This window comes from Micromonospora sp. NBC_01412 (assembly GCF_045040215.1).
Lineage (GTDB): Bacteria > Actinomycetota > Actinomycetes > Mycobacteriales > Micromonosporaceae > Micromonospora > Micromonospora rubida.
Genome location: NZ_CP109528.1, coordinates 5,406,006 through 5,423,311 on the forward strand (window position 1 = coordinate 5,406,006; position 17,306 = coordinate 5,423,311).

General features: G+C 75.2%; 6 protein-coding genes and 1 pseudogene. 4 read left to right on the forward strand and 3 right to left on the reverse strand.

The annotated features are described in order from the left end of the window. Window positions 1-23: 23 nt before the first annotated feature. The 3 genes and pseudogenes from OG617_RS23955 to OG617_RS23965 all read left to right on the forward strand — a co-directional run. Window positions 24-5,558, forward strand: a pseudogene (locus OG617_RS23955) (type I polyketide synthase); the annotation flags it as partial. A gap of 87 nt (window positions 5,559-5,645) precedes the next feature. After that, on the forward strand, window positions 5,646-6,680 hold the full coding sequence (locus OG617_RS23960) for an ABC transporter ATP-binding protein (protein WP_396674130.1): 1,035 nt from the start codon (window positions 5,646-5,648) through the stop codon (window positions 6,678-6,680). Beyond that, entirely contained in the window at window positions 6,677-7,519 is an 843-nt protein-coding gene (locus OG617_RS23965) for an ABC transporter permease (RefSeq protein ID WP_405095223.1), read from the forward strand. The genes OG617_RS23960 and OG617_RS23965 overlap by 4 nt, the downstream gene beginning before the upstream one ends. A gap of 60 nt (window positions 7,520-7,579) precedes the next feature. On the opposite strand, the gene OG617_RS23970 is transcribed toward OG617_RS23965, so the two are convergent. Both OG617_RS23970 and OG617_RS23975 read right to left on the reverse strand, forming a co-directional pair. Beyond that, window positions 7,580-10,417 (reverse strand): ATP-binding protein, encoded by a 2,838-nt coding sequence (locus OG617_RS23970; protein WP_405095224.1) that lies wholly within the window; start codon window positions 10,415-10,417, stop codon window positions 7,580-7,582. Between the two features lie 498 nt (window positions 10,418-10,915). Then, window positions 10,916-13,750 (reverse strand): AAA family ATPase, encoded by a 2,835-nt coding sequence (locus tag OG617_RS23975; RefSeq protein ID WP_405095225.1) that lies wholly within the window; start codon window positions 13,748-13,750, stop codon window positions 10,916-10,918. 1,556 nt (window positions 13,751-15,306) lie between these two features. Here OG617_RS23975 and OG617_RS23980 point away from each other — a divergent pair. Then, window positions 15,307-16,695 carry an AMP-binding protein gene (locus tag OG617_RS23980; protein WP_405095226.1) on the forward strand — a complete coding sequence of 463 codons (1,389 nt, stop codon included), beginning with the start codon at window positions 15,307-15,309 and terminating at the stop codon, window positions 16,693-16,695. Window positions 16,696-16,728: 33 nt separating this feature from the next. Here OG617_RS23980 and OG617_RS23985 read toward each other — a convergent pair whose 3' ends face one another. Continuing rightward, window positions 16,729-17,163: a cold-shock protein gene (locus OG617_RS23985; protein WP_405095227.1), complete on the reverse strand. Its 435-nt coding sequence runs from the start codon at window positions 17,161-17,163 to the stop codon at window positions 16,729-16,731. Window positions 17,164-17,306 lie beyond the last annotated feature (143 nt).

Consider the following 17,306-nt stretch of genomic DNA (forward strand, 5'->3'; position numbering starts at 1 on the left):
CGGCTGGCCGCAAGGAGCCCTCGATGAGCATCTCACTGGACGAGGTCGTCAGCGCGCTGCGCGCGTCCCTGCTCGACAACCAGAAGCTCAAGCAGCAGAACCAGCAGCTCGCCGCCACGCTCACCGAACCGGTGGCGATCATCGGGATGAGCTGCCGGTTCCCCGGCGGCGTGCGCTCGCCGGAGCAGCTCTGGGACCTGGTCGCCGCCGGGGCCGACGCGATGGCGCCGTTCCCCGACGACCGGGGGTGGAACCTCGACGCCCTGTACGACACCGACCCGGCCAGCCGGGGCACCTCGTACGTTCGGGAGGGCGGGTTCCTCTACTCCGCCGGCGACTTCGACCCCGCCTTCTTCGGCATCAGCCCCCGCGAGGCGCTGGCCATGGACCCGCAGCAGCGGCTGCTGCTGGAGGCCGCGTGGGAGGCGTTCGAGCGGGCCGGGATCGACCCGACCACGCTGCGCGGAGCGCCCACCGGCGTGTACGCGGCGACCAGCAGCCAGGGCGACTACGCGGCCCTGCTGTCCGGGGTCGGCGGCGGCGTCGAGGGGTACCTCGGCACCGGCAGCGCCGCCGCCGTGGCCAGCGGCCGGATCTCGTACGCCCTCGGGCTGGAGGGACCGGCGGTCACCGTGGACACCGCCTGCTCGTCGTCGCTGGTCGCGCTGCACCTGGCCTGCCAGGCGCTGCGGCTGGGCGAGTGCACCCTGGCGCTGGCCGGCGGGGTGTCGGTGATGGCCACCCCGACGGTCTTCGTGGAGTTCTCCCGCCAGCGTGGCCTGTCCACCGACGGGCGGTGCAAGTCGTTCGCCGCCGCCGCCGACGGCACCGGCTGGTCCGAGGGGGTCGGCATGCTGCTCGTCGAGCGGCTCTCCGACGCCCGCCGCAACGGCCACCGGGTCCTCGCCGTGGTGCGCGGCAGCGCGGTCAACCAGGACGGAGCCAGCAGCGGGCTCACCGCCCCCAACGGCCCCTCCCAGCGCCGGGTGATCAAGCAGGCGCTGGCCAACGCCGGGCTGACCGCCGACCAGGTCGACGTGGTGGAGGCGCACGGCACCGGCACCACCCTCGGCGACCCGATCGAGGCGCAGGCGCTGCTCGCCACGTACGGGCGGGACCGGCCGGCGGACCGGCCGCTGCTGCTCGGCTCGGTGAAGTCGAACATCGGCCACACCCAGGCGGCCGCCGGGGTCGCCGGCATCATCAAGATGGTCCACGCCATGCGGCACGGGACGCTGCCGTCCACCCTGCACGTCGACCGGCCCACCCCGCACGTCGACTGGTCGGCCGGGGCGGTGTCCCTGCTCACGGAGGCGATGCCGTGGCCGGAGACCGGGCAGCCGCGCCGCGTCGGGGTGTCCGCGTTCGGGGTCAGCGGCACCAACGCGCACACCATCATCGAGCAGCCCGACCCCGCCGACGTGCCGTCTCCCCGCCCCGCCGGGGCGCCCGCCCCACCGGCGCCGTGGATCGTCTCCGCCCGCTCCGCGCCGGCCCTCGCGGGGCAGGCCCGCCGGCTGCTGGACCACCTGGCCGCCCACCCCGACCTGACCCCGGCCGACGTGGCGTACTCGCTGGTCACCACCCGGGCGGCGCTGCCGCACCGGGCGGCCGTGACCGGCGCGGACGGCGACGCGCTGCGCGCCGGCCTGCGGGCCGTCGCCGAGGACCGGCCCGCCGCGGGCGTGACCCGTGGGGTGGCCCGTCCGGCCGGCAAGCTCGCCTTCCTCTTCACCGGCCAAGGCGCGCAGCGCCCCGGGATGGGCGCCGAGCTGCACCGCCGGTTCCCGGTGTTCGCCGCTGCCTTCGACGAGGTGGCCGCCGAACTCGACCGGCACCTGGCCCGCCCGCTGCGCGAGGTCGTCTTCGCCGACCCGGGCTCGCCCGAGGCGGCCCTGCTGGACCGCACCGAGTTCACCCAGCCGGCGCTGTTCGCGTACGAGGTGGCCGCCTACCGGCTGGTCACCGCGTGGGGGCTGCGCCCGCAGCAGCTGCTCGGGCACTCCGTCGGCGAGCTGGCCGCGGCGCACGTCGCCGGGGTGCTGTCGCTGGCCGACGCGGCGACCCTGGTGGCCGCCCGGGGCCGGCTGATGCAGGCCCTGCCCGACGGCGGGGCGATGCTGGCGGTCCGGGCGTCCGAGGCCGAGGTGGCGTCGCAGCTCAACGACCGGGTCGCCCTGGCCGCCGTGAACGGCCCCGCGTCGGTGGTGCTCTCCGGTGACGCCGACGCCGTGCTCGCGGCCGGTGAGCGCCTCGCCGAGCAGGGCAGGCGGACCCGCCGGCTGCGGGTCAGCCACGCGTTCCACTCCGCCCGGATGGACGCCATGCTCGCCGACTTCAGGGTGGTCGCCGAGAAGGTCACCTGGCACCCGCCGAGGCTGCCGGTCGTCTCCGACCGCACCGGCGACGTGCTCACCGCCGAGCAGGCCACCGACCCCGGCTACTGGGTCGACCACGTCCGGGACACGGTGCGCTTCCACGCCGGCGTCGTCACCCTGGCCGCCGCCGGGGTGGGCACCTTCCTGGAGCTGGGCCCGGACGGCGCGCTCACCGCGCTGGGCCGGGAGTGCCTGCCCGACGCCGACGCGGCGGCCTTCGTGCCGGTGGCCCGCCGGGACCAGCCGGAGGCGGCCGGGCTGCTCGCCGCCCTCGCCGCCGTGGACCTGCGGGGCGCGGCGGTGGACTGGCCCGCCCTGTTCACCGGCACCGACGCGGCCCGCGTCGACCTGCCTACCTACGCCTTCCACCACGAGCGGTACTGGCCGGAGCCGCCCGGGTTCCACCTCGCCCCGCCCCCGGCGGCGGACGCCGTGGACGGGGACTTCTGGGCCGCCGTCGAGGCCGACGAGCCCGCCGCGCTGGCCGCCGTCCTCGGCCTCGGCGGCGACCGGCGGGACGCCCTGGTCGAGCTGCTGCCCGTCCTCGGGGCGTACCGGGGCCGGCAGCGCCGCCGTACGGAGCTGGACGGCCTGCGGTATCGGGCCGGCTGGGCGCGGATCGCCCCGCCGACCGGACTTGCCCCGCCGGCCGCCGGCACCCCGCCGGTCGGCCCCTGCCTGGTGGTCGTGCCGACCGGCACGGACGCGGACCCGGTGCTGGCCGCGCTGCGCGCCGAGGGCCTGTCGCCGGTGCTGGTGCCCGTGGGCGACGACCCCGGCGACCTCGTGCTGCCCGCCGGGGACGCCCCGTCGGCCGTGGTGTCGCTGCTGGCGGTGGGCGCCTCGACCGGTACCGCCGCTTCGGCGGTGGGCGCCTCGACCGGTACCGCCGCGCTGGCCGGTACCGCCGCGCTGGTCCGGGCCCTGGGCGCGGCCGACGCCGGTGCGCCGGTGTGGTGCGTGACCCGGGGAGCCGTCGCCGTGGACCAGGACGACCCCGCGCCGGGCGTCGCCGGGGCGTACGTCTGGGGTCTGGGCCGGGTGCTCGCCCTGGAGATGCCGCGGCTGTGGGGCGGCCTGGTCGACCTGCCGGCGGAGCCGGACGACGCCGCCCTCGCGGCGCTGGCCCGGCTCGTCGCGGCCGGGGGCGACGAGGATCAGCTCGCGGTCCGGCCCACCGGGGTGTATGCGCGGCGGCTGGAACCCGCCCCGACCGGCCCCGCCGCCGCCGACGAGGACTGGCATCCCAGGGGAGCGGTGCTGGTCGACGGCGCGGCCGGCGTGCGGGGCCCGCACGTGCTGCGCTGGCTCGCCGACCGGGGCGCGGCGCACCTGGTCCTGACCGGGGCGGCCCTGCCCGCCGGGGCGGCGGCGGAGCTGACCGGGCGGGGCGTCGAGGTCACCGGTGTCGGCGATCCCGCCGCGCTGCCCGACCTGCTGGACCGGCTCGCCGCCGACGGCCATCCGGTCCGCACGGTCGTCCACGTGGCCGACGCCGGTGGGGCCGGCGAGCCGGTCGCCGGACTGGACCCGGCGGAGCTGGCCGCCGCCGTCGCCGCCCGCGTCGCCGCCGTGGAGCTGCTCGACTCCGCCTGCGCCGGCCGGCCCGTCGACGAGTTCGTGGTCTTCACCTCCACCGCCGCCACCTGGGGTGGCGGCGGCGCGGCGGTCACGGCAGCCGCCGGCGCGGGCCTGGAGGCGCTGGCCGCCCACCGCCGGGCCGCCGGCCGGCCGGCCACCGTGCTGGCCTGGGTGCCGTGGGCCGACGAGGTCGCCGAGCCGGGGCAGCTGCTCCGCCGGGGTGTCCGGCCGCTCGACGCCGAGCTGGCCGTCGCCGCGTTGCAGCAGGCCGTGGGCCGGGGCGACGACCAGCTCGCCGTCGCCGACATCGACTGGCCCGCGTTCGTGCCGGCCTTCACCGCGGTACGGCCCAGCCCGCTGCTGCGCGGCGTTCCCGAGGCGATGGCCGCCGCAGCGGCGGACGGGCCCGCCGGGGGCGACGCCGGCGACCCGGCCCGGGCGCTGCTGACCCGGCTGACCGGCAGCACCGCCGCGGACCGGCAGCGGATCCTGCTGGACCTGGTCCGGGCGCGGGTGGCCACGGTGCTCGGGCACGCCTCGCCCGGGGCGATCGAGGCCGACCGGGATTTCCTGGAGCTCGGCTTCGACTCGCTGACCGCCCTGGAGCTGCGCGACGCGCTGCGCCAGGAGACCGGGGCGGAGCTGTCCGCGACCCTGCTGTTCGACCATCCCACCCCGACGGCGCTGGCCCGGCACCTGCTCGGCCAGCTCCTCGGCGCGGGCGCGGCCGGCGACGCGGGGACCGGAGCGGGGGACGGCGGCGGGGCGGGCGGCGGCGGGCTGCTCGGCGGGCTGTTCAACCAGCCCAAGGCTCGCGAGGACTCCGCCGGGTACGCCGAGCTGCTGGTCAAGCTCGCCCAGTTCCGGCCGTCCTTCACCGACCCCGGGCAGCTCTCCCGGCCGGCCGGGATCCTCCGGCTGGCCGAGGGCGGCGCCGGCGCGTCGCTGGTCTTCTGCTGCACCATGTCGCTGCTCTCCGGCGCGCACGAGTACGCCCGGCTCGCGTCCGGCTTCCGCGGCCTGCGCGACGTCTGGGCGCTGCCCAACCCCGGCTTCGGGGCGGGCGAGGAGCTGCCCGCCGACCTGGACGCCCTGCTGCGGGTGCACGCCGACACGGTGCTGCGCGCCGTCGGCGACGGCCCGTACGTGCTGGGCGGGCACTCCGGCGGCGCGATGGTCGCCAACGTGCTCGCCCGCGAGCTGGACCGCCAGGGCCGGCCGCCGGCCGCCGTGGTGCTGATGGACACCTACCCGGCCGACAGCGAGGTGCTCGGCGGCTGGGTGCCGGAGCTGCTCGACGGGATGACCGAGCGGGACAGCGCGTACACCCCGATGGACGACTGGCGGACCACCGCTTGGGCCGGGTACCTGCCGTTGTTCCTGGACTGGCAGCCCGCCCCGATGACGTCGGCGACTCTGCTGGTGCGGGCCAGCGAGCCGCTGGGGCAGTGGACGGGGGAGGCCGACGGCTGGCGGTCCCGGTGGCCGTACCCGCACGAGACGGTGGACGCGGCCGGCGACCACTTCAGCATGGTCGCCGACCGGGGCCCGGAGCTGGCCGCGAGCCTGCAGGGGTGGCTGGCCGGGCACGACCTGTGAGGGCCCGCGCCCCTGCGGTCCCCCTAGCGCCCCCTATTCAAAGATCGCTATCTGTCACACAGATGACCTGGACGGGAGCATGACGACGTGGACGAGGCAGTGGTGGTCACGGAGCTGGTCAAGCAGTACCAGCCCAACATGCCACCGGCGGTGGACGGACTGAGTTTCACCGTCGCCGCTGGTGAGGTCTTCGGTCTGCTCGGGCCGAACGGCGCGGGCAAGACGACGACGATCGGGGTGCTGACCACGCGGGTGCGAGCCACCTCGGGTCGGGCCACCGTCTGCGGCGCGGACGTGATCGGCGCGCCGGCCGTGGCCCGGCAGTTGCTGGCGGTCGTGCCGCAGCGGGTGAACCTGGACCGGGCGTTGACCGTCCGGCAGAACCTGGTGTTCCACGCGGCGTACCACCGCGTGCCGCGGGCCGAGCGCAACCGGCGGGCGGACGAGCTGCTGGAGCAGATGGGCCTCACGGAGATGGCCAAGCTTCGCACCGACTTCCTCTCCGGCGGCCTGGCGCAGCGCACGATGATCGCGCGGGCGCTGATGCACTCGCCCCGGGTGCTCTTCCTCGACGAGCCCTCCAGCGGCCTCGACCCGCAGTCGCGGCTGTTCGTGCACGACCGGATCGCCGAGTTGAAGCAGCAGGGGGTGACCGTGGTGGTCACCACCCATGACATGGACGAGGCGGAGAAGCTCTGCGACCGGGTCGGCATCATCGACCACGGCAAGCTGCTCACCCTGGACACCCCCGCCGCGCTGACCCGCACCCTGCCGGGCAGCAGCACGCTGACCCTGGTGGTCGGTGCCGGCGCGCCGGCCGAGGAGGTGCAGGCCGCGCTCGGCAACATCGCGGACGTGGAGCGGGTGGAGCAGTTGCGCGGCGGTGCGGGCGGCGGCATGCCGGCGTTCCCGGGGATGCCGCCCATGCCCATGCCCGCCGCGCCGGCCGACCCGGACGCCACCCTGTCCTTCCGGGTCTACACCGGCACCCAGCCGGCCCACGCCGTGCCGATGGCGCTGAAGATCCTCGGCGACCTGAACTGTGAGGTCCGCGACCTCAGCATCGGCCAGCCCAGCCTGGAAGACGTCTTCATCCACCTGACCGGAAGGGAACTTCGGTGAGCGTCACCGCCCCCGCCAACCCGTCCGCGCCGACGCAGGCGTTCACGGCGCCTCGTTCGGTGCGCTGGCTGGACCAGCTCGCCACGTTCCGCGCGGTGCTCGCGCGTGACCTGTTCGTCACCGGCCGCGAGCTGGGCGCGTTCCTGGCCCAGGTCTTCATCCAGCCGCTGTTCATGCTGCTGATCTTCGGCAAGGTGCTCGGCGAGCTGGGGTACGCCAGCAACGACTTCGCCAACGTCCTGCTGCCCGGTGTCATCGCGCTGAACGCCTTCCTGATCGGCCTGGAGAACACCGCCCTGCCGCTGGTGATGGACTTCTCCTTCACCAGGGAGATCGAGGACCGACTGCTCTCCCCGCTGTCGATCCCCCTGGTCGCCTTCGAGAAGATCGTCTTCGGGGCCATTCGCGGCACGATCGCCGGCCTGGTGCTGATCCCGATCGGCATGCTCATGCTGGGGGTCACCTGGCCCGTGCTGACGGCGCTCAAGGTGATCGTGGTGCTGGCGGCCGGCGCGCTGGTCGGCGCGGCCCTGGGCCTCACGTTCGGCACCCTGGTCCCGCCGCACCGTATCCAGATCATGTTCACCGTGATCATGACGCCGCTGATGTTCACCGGCGCCACCCAGTTCCCGCTGCGGGCCCTGGACTCCCTGCCCTGGTTCCAGGTGATCTGCGCGGTCAACCCGCTGACCTACGTCAGCGAGGCCACCCGGTCGCTGGTCGCCCCGCCCGGGGTCGAGTCGGTGCCGCTCTGGCTGTGCCTGACCGTCCTCGCCGGCGTGTTCGTCGTCGCCACCGCGATCGGGACCCGCGGCTTCCTGCGCCGATCCATGGACTGACCGCGTACGTGGAAGGGGCGCCGTGGTGGGAGACCACCCGGCGCCCCTTCGCTCGTCCGGTCAGGACGCCGCGCCCTGCGCCTCCTCGGCCAGCGGCTCCGCGAACGCGATGAGCCGGGCCGGCAGGTCGGTGCGCCGCTTGACGTCCAGCTTCCGGTAGACCCGGGTCAGGTGCTGCTCGACGGTGCTCACCGTGATGAACAGCTTGCTGGAGATCTGCCGGTTGGTGTGCCCCTGGGCGGCCAGCGCGGCCACCCGCCGCTCGGCCTCGCTCAGGCCGTCGTCCGGTTCCTGCGGCTCGGTGCTCGCCTGGTATGCCGGCAGCCCGCCGCCCGGCTCCCGCCGGATCAGCCGCTGGGCCAGCACCGACGCCCCGCAGTCCTGGGCCAGCTGGTACGCCCGGCGGACCAGCAGCCGGGCCCGGGCGGAGTCGCCGGCCCGTTGCAGGGTCTGACCGGTGTCACCGAGGGCCCGGACGAGCTCCAGCCGGTCCCCGCAGGACTGCAGCAGGTTCACCGCCTCGGAGAGCAGCTTGCGCCGGTGGTCCGGGGCGGCGGTCGTGGCGAGCAGCCGCAGCGACCGCCCCCGGGTCCGGTCGTCGACCCCGTGGGCGCCCCGCAGTTGCTCCTGCAACAGCTGGGTGGCCTGCGTCTTGTTGCCGACGCTGAGCTGCACCCGGGCCAGCTCCAGTCGCCACGGCACCAGTCCGGCGACGTCGACGCCCCAGGCGCGCACCAGCTCGCCGCACCGGCGCAGGTCGGTGGTCGCCGCGTGCGGCCGGCCCATGGCCAGGTGGTGCCGGCCCCGGGCGGCCAGGTAGTGCACACCCAGCGGGGTACGGAGCATGTTGGCCGGCACCGGGTGGGCCAGCCACCGGTCGGCCTCGGCGAACCGGCCCGCCTCGGTCGCGCAGCCGATCAGCGTGGCCAGCGGGCCGGCGATCGCCACCCCCCACGCCGGGGCGGGCAGGTCCGCCAGCGCCGTCCGGGCCTGGTGCTCCGCGCCCGGCAGGTCACCCAGGCGCAGCGCCGCCTCGGCCCGCACCGCCCGCACGATCGCCCGCCACACCGGGGCGTGCCGGGCCGCCGGCCGGTTGAGCAGCACGTCCCCCCAGACCGTCACCCGGTCGGCCCGGCCCGCCCAGAGCAGCGCCAGCAGGGGGGCGGTGAGCAGGCCCAGCGCCCCGTCGTCGGTGTGGTGTCGTTGCAGCAGCTGCTCGGCGGTGGCCACGGTGTCGTTCTCGGCGGTCGGCATCAGCGCCGTGCCGAGCACGGTCACCGCCTGCAACTGCGGGCTGATAGTCGTCGGCGCGGTCGCCGCCCGGCTCCAGGTGCTCGGGGTCTCCCGGACGGTGGCCAGGTGGTCGGGGTGGGAGAGGGAGACCAGCAGCTGCATCGCCCGCAGCCGGCTGGCGGCGCCGGTGGCGGCGCCGTGGTCGTCGTCGGGGGAGAAGCCGCTGACCGCCTCGGTGGCCTCGTCCACCCGGCCCTGCCAGAGCAGGTACGGCACGGCGGACAGGGCCGCGGTGGTGGACCACCCGGCGGCCCGCGCGGCCTGCACCAGCTCGGTCAGGTGCCCGTTGGCGGTCAGCGGGTTGACCTGCCAGCGGGCGTTGACCAGCATCGCGGTGGTGGTGCTGCGCTGCTGCTCGTCCACCTCGGCGCGGCCGACCAGGCGCAGGTAGGCGGCGGCGAGGTCCGGGCGGCCCGAGGCCAGCGCCTGCCCGGCGGCGTCGGAGAGCACCGGTACCACCCAGGCGCCGTCCGCCCAACCGGCGGCGACCAGGTGTTCGGCGATCACCCCCGGCTCGGCGCCGTGCTCGTGCAGCACCTCGGCGGCGCGCTGGTGCAGGGCCCGACGCTCCTCGGGGGACATGTCGGCCAGGATCGAGCGCAGGATGCGCGGGTGACGTAGCTGGTCGGTCTCCATCAGCCCGGAAGTGCGCAGCACCCGCACCGCCGGCACGGCGGACTCGGGCACCACGTCGAGGAGGTGACCGAGCAGCTCCGGCGGGGCCGGGCGGTTCAGCACCGCCAACGCCTGGGCGACCTGGCGCACCCCCGGTTCGTGCCGGTAGAGGCAGCCGAGCACGGCCTGGTCGAACCCGTCGCCGGCGGTCGGGTCGGGGGTGGCGTCGTCGGCCGACTCGGCCCGGCCCCGCTCGTCGATCAGGGCCCGGGTGAGCAGCGGGTTGCCGCCGGTCATCCTGAGCAGGCTCTCGGCCGCCTCCCGGGCCTGCGCGGCGTCGGTGCCGGCGCCGATCAGCCGGGCGATGGCGTCGACGGTCAGCGGCGGCAGGCTGATCCGGGAGAAGTACGGCTGGCTGAGCAGCTCCGCCCGGAACAGCGGGTGCGACGGGCGCAGCGTCGACGCCTCGGCGAGCACGATCATGATCCGTGCGTGCCGCAGCCGGCGGGTGACGTAGAGCAGGCAGTGCAGCGAGGCCGGGTCCGCGTGGTGCACGTCGTCGACGGTGAGGACCAGTGGCCCGGACCTGGTCAGGTCGAGCAGCGCGGTGAACAGGCCGTGCAGCAGCGGCGCCCAGACCTGCTCCCCGGAGGCGACCCCCTCACCGCCGGGCTCCGGCAGCGGTACGGCGAAGGCGGCGTCCCGCATCAGCTTCTCGACCCGGTCGGCCGACTCCTGGTCCAACCGCGCGCTGTGGAACAGCTGCCCCAGCACCCCTAGGCGGAGCCCTCGTTCTGCCCGCGAACCGGCCGCGTTGAGCACCCGCCCCCCGGCGGCCACCACCCACTCGTCGAGGGTCTCCAGCAGGCTCGTCTTGCCGCTTCCCACCGCGCCCGTCACCAGCGCCACGTGTCCGCGTCGCTGCTCCTCGCAGGCGCGGAACGCCCTCCGGAGCAAGGCGATCTGTTCGTCCCGCTGCACCAGCACCACTCGTGTCAGCCTCTCTCATACGCGGCGCCGAACCGGGTCACCGGTGCTGACCGACACCGCCCCTCCCGAGCCGAGCGGCAGCCCCCTCACCGCGCCCACCCGGCACGCCGGGTAGGGGTGAGGCGCACCGGGCCGCCGTGCCGGGTGGACTTGTAAGTTCCCTTTCGGACCGCGCTCCCCAGCGGACGATCCTCAATGCTCAGGCGAGTCTGGCACCGGGTCGGGTGTGCGACAACGTCCTTGAGACCCCACCGTTCCCACGTCAAACCTACGGATCCCATTCGCCGATAGGGGTTGCGGAACGACGGTCAGGGGAGTGGCCTCCCAGGAGGGGGGCGAGCGGGGACACGATAAACGGTCCGTGACGAAACTGTGGCCCGGTGTTGTCGAAATGTCGGCGCCGACGCCTGTCCGGCGCGCCCACTGCCGAACGGCGGGAGACGGCGCGATGACGGGGGGAAGAGGAAACGAGCGGGGGCCCGGCGAGCGGGGCGGAGGCTAGCGCTCCGGGCCGCCTGGGGTCGACTGCGCGGCGCCGTGCCCCGTCGGGGCCGGGTTGGGGCGGCCCAGGCGCAGCCGGACGGCGAGGTCGCTGCGGGAGTTGACGTCGAGTTTGCGGTAGATCCGGGTCAGTCGCTGCTCGATGGTGCTGACCGTGAGGAAGAGCCTCTCGGCGATCTCCCGGTTGGTGTGGCCCCGGGCGGCCAGCGTGGCCACCCGCGACTCCGCGTCGCTGAGACCGTCGACCACCACCGCCACGTCGGAGGCGACCTCGCCGGACCTGGCGCCCCCGGTGGCGACGCTGGGCCGCAGCAGCGGGATGCCGCACTCCTGGGCGAGGGTGCGGGCCGCGCGGGTGGCGTTGCGCGCCTGCCGCAGGTCGCCGACCTCCTGGTAGACGTGGCCGAGGTCGATGAGGCTGTGGGCGAGTTCCGCCCGGTCCCCGCACTGGCGCAGCAGCCGGACGGCGGCGCGCAGGTGCTGGACCCGGTCCGGCCCTTCCCCCGTCGCGGCCAGGATGCGCAGCGCGAACCCCCGGTACCGCACGTGCGTGGGCCGCAGCCGGGTCAGCTCCTCGCGGACCAGCTTCTCGGCCCGCTCCCGGCGGCCCATCCGCAGCAGCGTCCGGGCCGACTCTGTCCGCCAGGGGACGAGGGCGGGCAGGTCCAGCCGCCAGGACGTCATCAGCTGACCGCAGAGCTGGAAGTCGGCGAGGGCGGCCTCCAGGCTCCCCGTGGCCAGGGCGTACAGGCCGCGCGAGTGCAGGTAGTGCAGCCCGAACGGTGTCTCGAACATCGCCTGCGGCACCGGGACCTGGAGGCAGCCGGCCGCGGCGTCGAGTTCCTCCATGAGGGTGAGGGCCCGCAGCCGGACGGCGAGCGGTATCCCGATCACCACGCCCCAGCCCTTGTGGGAGAGCTGGGTCAGCGCGGTGTCGGCGAGGTCCCGGGCCCGGCTCAGGTCGCCGAGGCGCCCGGCGACCCCCGCCTGCACGGCGGCGATCATCGCCGCCGGGGTGGGCTGCCGGTGTGCCGCCGGTGTGCCGCCCAGCTTCTCGGACCAGTCGCCGGCCAGCTCCAGCCGGTCGGCGTAGACGGTCGCGACGAGGGCGCAGACGGCGGTCCACATGTTGCGCTCGTCGTCGAGCCCGGTGGTGGACAGCACCCGTTCGGCGTCCTCGACCACGCCGACGTCGCCCTGTTCGAGCACGGTGTTCAGCATGGTCACGCCCTGGAGCCGCCGTTTGACCTTGGCCAGGGTCAGCGGGTCCCGGATGGCCGGCGAGGGCATCGGCCGGTTGGCCGTCACCCCGGGGTAGAAGGTGGCCATCCACCCCCTGGTGACCAGCAGTGCCGCGGCGGAGCCCGGGTCGGCGCTGTCGGCGCGTTCGCCGAGGTGGTGGACGAGCTCGACGGCCTTGTCTATCTGGCCGTGCCAGAGCAGGTACTGGATGGGGCTGGCGGCCTGCCGGCTGCCCAGGTGCCCCGCCCGCACCGCGGAGGCGATGTCGGGCAGGTGGGGGACCGCGGCCTGCGGGTCCAGCCGCCACTCGGCCCGGGCGAGAGCCGAGCGGATGCGGGCCCGCAGGCAGGCGTCGGTGCAGTCGCGGTTGGCCCGCCGCAGGTACCGCAGGGCGGTGCCGGGTTCGCCGTCGACCAGCGCCTGCTCGCCGGCGTCCAGCAGGGTCTGGGCCATCCACGGCTCGCCCAGCTCCTCTGTCCTGACCAGATGGCGCGCGATGCGCTCCGGCGCGGTGCCGTCCTCGTGCAGCAGACAGGCGGCCTCCCGGTGCAGCCGGGCGCGTTCCTCGGCCGTCATCCCGTCGAGCACGGCCTGGGCCACCGCCGGATGGCACAGCCCCTCCTCGGTGACCAGGCCGCCGCTGGTCGACCCGTCGATCGCCCGCAGCGCCGATTCGGCGCGGACGTCGACGAGGTGGGACAGCAGGTTGCCGTGCAGCGGCCCCCCGGTCACCGCGAGTGCCCGGGCGGCCTTGAGTACCAGGTGCTCGCAGCGGTAGAGGCAGCTCAGCACGGCCTCCCGGAACGCCTCGCCCACGATCGGCCGGTCCGGGCGTTGCGCGGTGGCGGCCAGGTGGTCGTCGCTGAGCGCCTGCACCAGCAGAGGGTTGCCGGCGGTGATCTCGTGACACTCGTCGGCGATGCGGCGGGCGGCGGGCGCGCCGAGCCGGCCGGCGAGAAGCTGGTACGTCCCGTCGGCGGTGAGCAGGGGCAGCCGGATGCGGCGCAGCCGCGCGGGTCGCAGCAGCTCGGCGTACACCTCGGGATGCCACGGTCGGGTGCGGGGCGACTCGGTGAGCACGATCAGCACGGGGAGGCCGGCGATCCGCCTCGCCACGTAGTCCAGACAGCGCAGTGAGGGCATGTCGGCGTGGTGGGCGTCGTCGACCGCGATGACCAGGGGTCCCCGGCCGGCCAGCTCCACCAGCGCGCCGCCGAGCGCGGCGGTGCTCAGGGCGGGGCCCTCCGCGTCCCGGTCGTCGGCGTCGCCCCAGGCGAGGGTGCTCCGGTCGAGCAGCCGGCCGAGGCGGTCGCGGTCGCCGTCGGCCAGTGGTGCGGCCCGGACGAGCTGACGGATGATCTCCAGCGGGACGGTGCGCTCGGCGCGGGACGCGCCGGCGGCGAGGAAGCGGACACCGGACCCGGCGACCTGCCGGGCGAACGCCTGTAGCAGCGTGGTCTTGCCCCCGCCGACCGGGCCGGTCAGGACGGTCAACGGCCGGTCGTCGGCGAGCCGGCCGGCCGGCCGGAGCAGGTCGGCGAGCCGGCGCTCCAGGAAGGCGAGCTGGCTGCTCCGTTCGGTCAGCTCCATGGTCGTGGCCTCGGAGGGAGCGCGGGGTCCGCCGACACCGGGTACGCCACCTTCCCAGGGCTGCCGAGGGGCCTGACGAGATCGGAGACCGGCAATTTTCGACCCATTCCCGTATAGGCGAATATAGACAGCCGTCTCATTCAGGGAGCAGGCCATCGATTAACTTGACTGCATGGCGCCTCTGAATCCTGGCCCCACCAGCGTCATCGACAATTCCCGCCCCCTCGGGGCTGCCCCCCGCTATCGACCGCTGTGCATGGTGGAGTATGGCAGTCCCAGAATTGGGCGGCAAGCCGGAAGTTGTAAAGGATAGGCAAACATTGGTTTGGTGTCGACGGGGTGCACCCACCCCTGCCGCACTCCCGCAACGGAAAGTTGCCGGCCGAATTCGTAACGTGATGCTGTTCGCGAAGTGGGGCGCTTTCGGAGCTTGCCGAAGATTGGTGGGGAGGTGTCGCGGCGATCGGCGTCGGCACCCGTGCCGCCGTCGCCCGTCCTCGGGCGGCGGGCCTGGCGCCCCGCCCGTCGGGCGTCGTGGCGGGCGCGGGCGGCCGGCGAGCGGCGGCCCCGGAATCCGCGTCCCGCGCCCAGGGCGGCCGGTCGCGGCCCGGGCCCGTCCGGTGTCGGACCGTCGCCGTGTGTGAAGAAGGCACAGCTCAGCACCCGATCGGGCGGCCCGGCGCCGACGGGTCGGGTGGGCGGCCGGTGCACACCGGGCGGGGTATGTCGCCGGTGGACTCCGGCCCCCGGCCCCGGCGGGTGGGGCCGGCGGCGGGCCGGCAGCGCGCCCCTGGGGGCCGGGCTCCCGGTGTTCCTCCCGGTTGCCGATCGACCGGGTGTCCCGTCGGCGAAAGGTTAGAAGAATTCACCTTCCGCCACTGTCGCGCCCGCCCCCGTGGTGTGCGCCGGCCGGCGGCCGAACGGTGGAGGAAACGGGAGGATCCGCATCGGCGGCATCGCCACACTCTTGCCCGATTAGAACCTTTAACAGCGGATAGGCGAGATTGACCTTAATTAAGAGCTATGTGGCCTCAATGGTTGTCCGCGCGCCGCGTTCGCGCGGTTCCCGGAGTGGTGCCCGAGCCATTCCGCCAACCGCCCCGCCTCAACATTGCGAAAGCGGATGGGAATCTGATTAGCAATTCCACTGCGGCGGTCGTCGCCAATTATTTCCCACCCGGTCCGGGCCGCGCTTTTCCGACTGCACGTCGCGACGGAATGCGCCGCCGCGGCGCCCTCACCCCGCCGCCGCCCAGCCGCCGCCCGGGCCCGCCCCCGCCCCCGCCCCCTCATCGCCCTCAGAGCCGGCGCGGATCACGTCCTACCTGGCCTGTCGCTCCGTCACGCCCCGGCAGCCCGCCCCGTCAGCAGCGCCCCGGACCCGCGCGGCTAGGGGTTGTGCCAAGCTAAAGGGCAGCCTAATTTCGGAGCACCCGCGCGGACGGCGGGGAAGGCCGGATATGGGCTGCACGTACCCATGACGCGAAGGGTTCTGTGGCCGTGATGTCCCAGCCACTGCCGAGACGCCACCACGTCCCCGACAGGGGTTAACGGAGATGACACTGCTGCCGGCACTGTGCGGTCACGGTACCGACCGGGCCGACGCGGTCAGGGTCGCCGGGCGGACCCTCTCCAGTGAGGCGCTGCTCGGCTGCGTGAACGCGGTCGCCGACCGGATCCGGGGCGCCGGCGCGGTCGCCGTCGATGCGACCCCCAGCCTGGAGACGGTGGTCGGCATGGTCGGCGCCGTCCACGCGGGCGTGCCGCTGGTGCCCGTGCCGCCGGCCGCCGACGAGCGGGAACGCCGTCGCATCCTGCGCGAGGCCGGGGTGACCGTGGTCCTCGGCCGGGACCGCCCCGGCACCCTCGGCCTGCCGGCCGTCCCGGTCGACCTGCGGCAGCGATCCTGGACCCGGCAGCCTGAGCCGGAACCGGGCGCCGACGCGGTGATCCTCTACACGGGAGGCACCAGCGGGCCGCCGCGCGGCGTGCGCATCTCCCGCCGGGCCATCGCCGCCGGCCTGGACCTGCTGGCCGACGCGTGGCGGTGGACCGGGGACGACGTCCTGGTCCAGGGCGCCCCGCTGTTCCGGGCGTACGGTCTGGTGTCCGGGCTGCTCGGCGCGCTGCGGGTGGGCAGCCGCTTCGTCCACCTCGACCGGGAGGCCGCCGCCGGCCCCGCCGGCACCCTGTACCTGGCGGTGCCCGGGCAATGGGCGAGGATCGCCCGGGATCGTCCCTGGGCGCGCAGCCTCGCCGGCGCCCGACTCCTGGTCTCCGGGGACGCCCCGCTCGCGCCCGCCGTGACCGAACGCCTCCGGCTGCTCACCTCGCACTCGCTCATCCAGGGCTACGGCACCACCGAGACCCTCATCGCGCTGGCCGGGCGGGTGGACGCCCCGCCGGCCGTCGGCGTGGTCGGCGCGCCCCTACCCGGGGTGGAGGCCCGGGTTCTGGGCCGGGACGATCTGCCGGTGCCCGCCGACGGCGAGGCGGTCGGCGAGCTGAGCATCCGGGGGCCGACGCTGTTCAGCGGGTACGTCGACCGGCGCGGGCAGCGCACCGGCGCCGGCGCCGGCGGGTGGCACGCCACCGGCGACCTCGCGACCGTGGCCGCGGACGGCTCACACCGGATCATCGGACGGCGCCGCACGGACGTGGTGCACGGTTCCGTCCGCGTGTACGCCGGCCAGGTCGAGGAGGTGCTGCTGAGCCACCCGGGGGTCCACGACGCCGCCGTGGTCGGTATCCCGCACCGGGTCCTCGGCGAGCAGGTCACCGCGTACGTCGTCGCCGCCGAGGGGCTCACCGCCCAGGCGCTCATCGACCACGTCGGGCGGTACCTGTCGGCCTGCCATCGGCCCCGTCGGGTGCACTTCGTCGACGAGCTGCCGCGCAGCGTGCAGGGCCGGATCAGGAAGTCGCTGCTGATCGCCGCAGGCTGAACGCGCCCGCGCCCCGGCCGGTGCGACGGAGCGTCAGCCCTCCACCCAGCCGTGCCGCCGGGCCAGCGCCAGCACCCGGGCGCGTACCGCCACGATCTGCGCGCCCGTCAGGTCCGGCACGGCGGTCAGCAGGGCCTCCGTGGTCTCCGCGGAGAGTGCCCGTTCGGAGAGCACGTCGCACAGGCCCTCCTCGTCCTCCGCGCCCGCCGGGACCTCCCGGGCGCGCACGGCACCGGCCGCGGCGCTCCGCTCGGTGCCGGGGGCGCCGCCGGTCACCCGCACCGTGAGCGCCTTCGGGCCGCGGTCGCTCTCCACCGCCTCGTACTCCACCGGCACGCCGGGCACCATCGTCCACTTGTCGCCATCGACGGTGTTCGCGTGGACGAACACGTCGTCACCGCCGTCGTCCGGGGCGATGAACCCGTAACCCCGCACCTCGTCGAACCGCACCACTTTGCCTCTGAGCATCGCTTTCCCGCATCCGTCCGACCACTCCGCACGCCTCGGCCACCTGGGCCGGCATCCCACAGACTGGCAGGCGACCCGGGCGGCGGGCACCCGTACCTTACCCCTATCGACCACCCAGGGGGCGGCGCGGCGACCTGGCGCAC

Bases quoted from the DNA above. Each gene is read 5' to 3' on its own strand.
- OG617_RS23975 (WP_405095225.1), bottom strand. From the start codon at position 13,750: ATGGAGCTGACCGAACGGAGCAGCCAGCTCGCCTTCCTGGAGCGCCGG.
- OG617_RS23980 (WP_405095226.1), top strand. From the start codon at position 15,307: ATGACACTGCTGCCGGCACTGTGCGGTCACGGTACCGACCGGGCCGAC.
- OG617_RS23985 (WP_405095227.1), bottom strand. From the start codon at position 17,163: ATGCTCAGAGGCAAAGTGGTGCGGTTCGACGAGGTGCGGGGTTACGGG.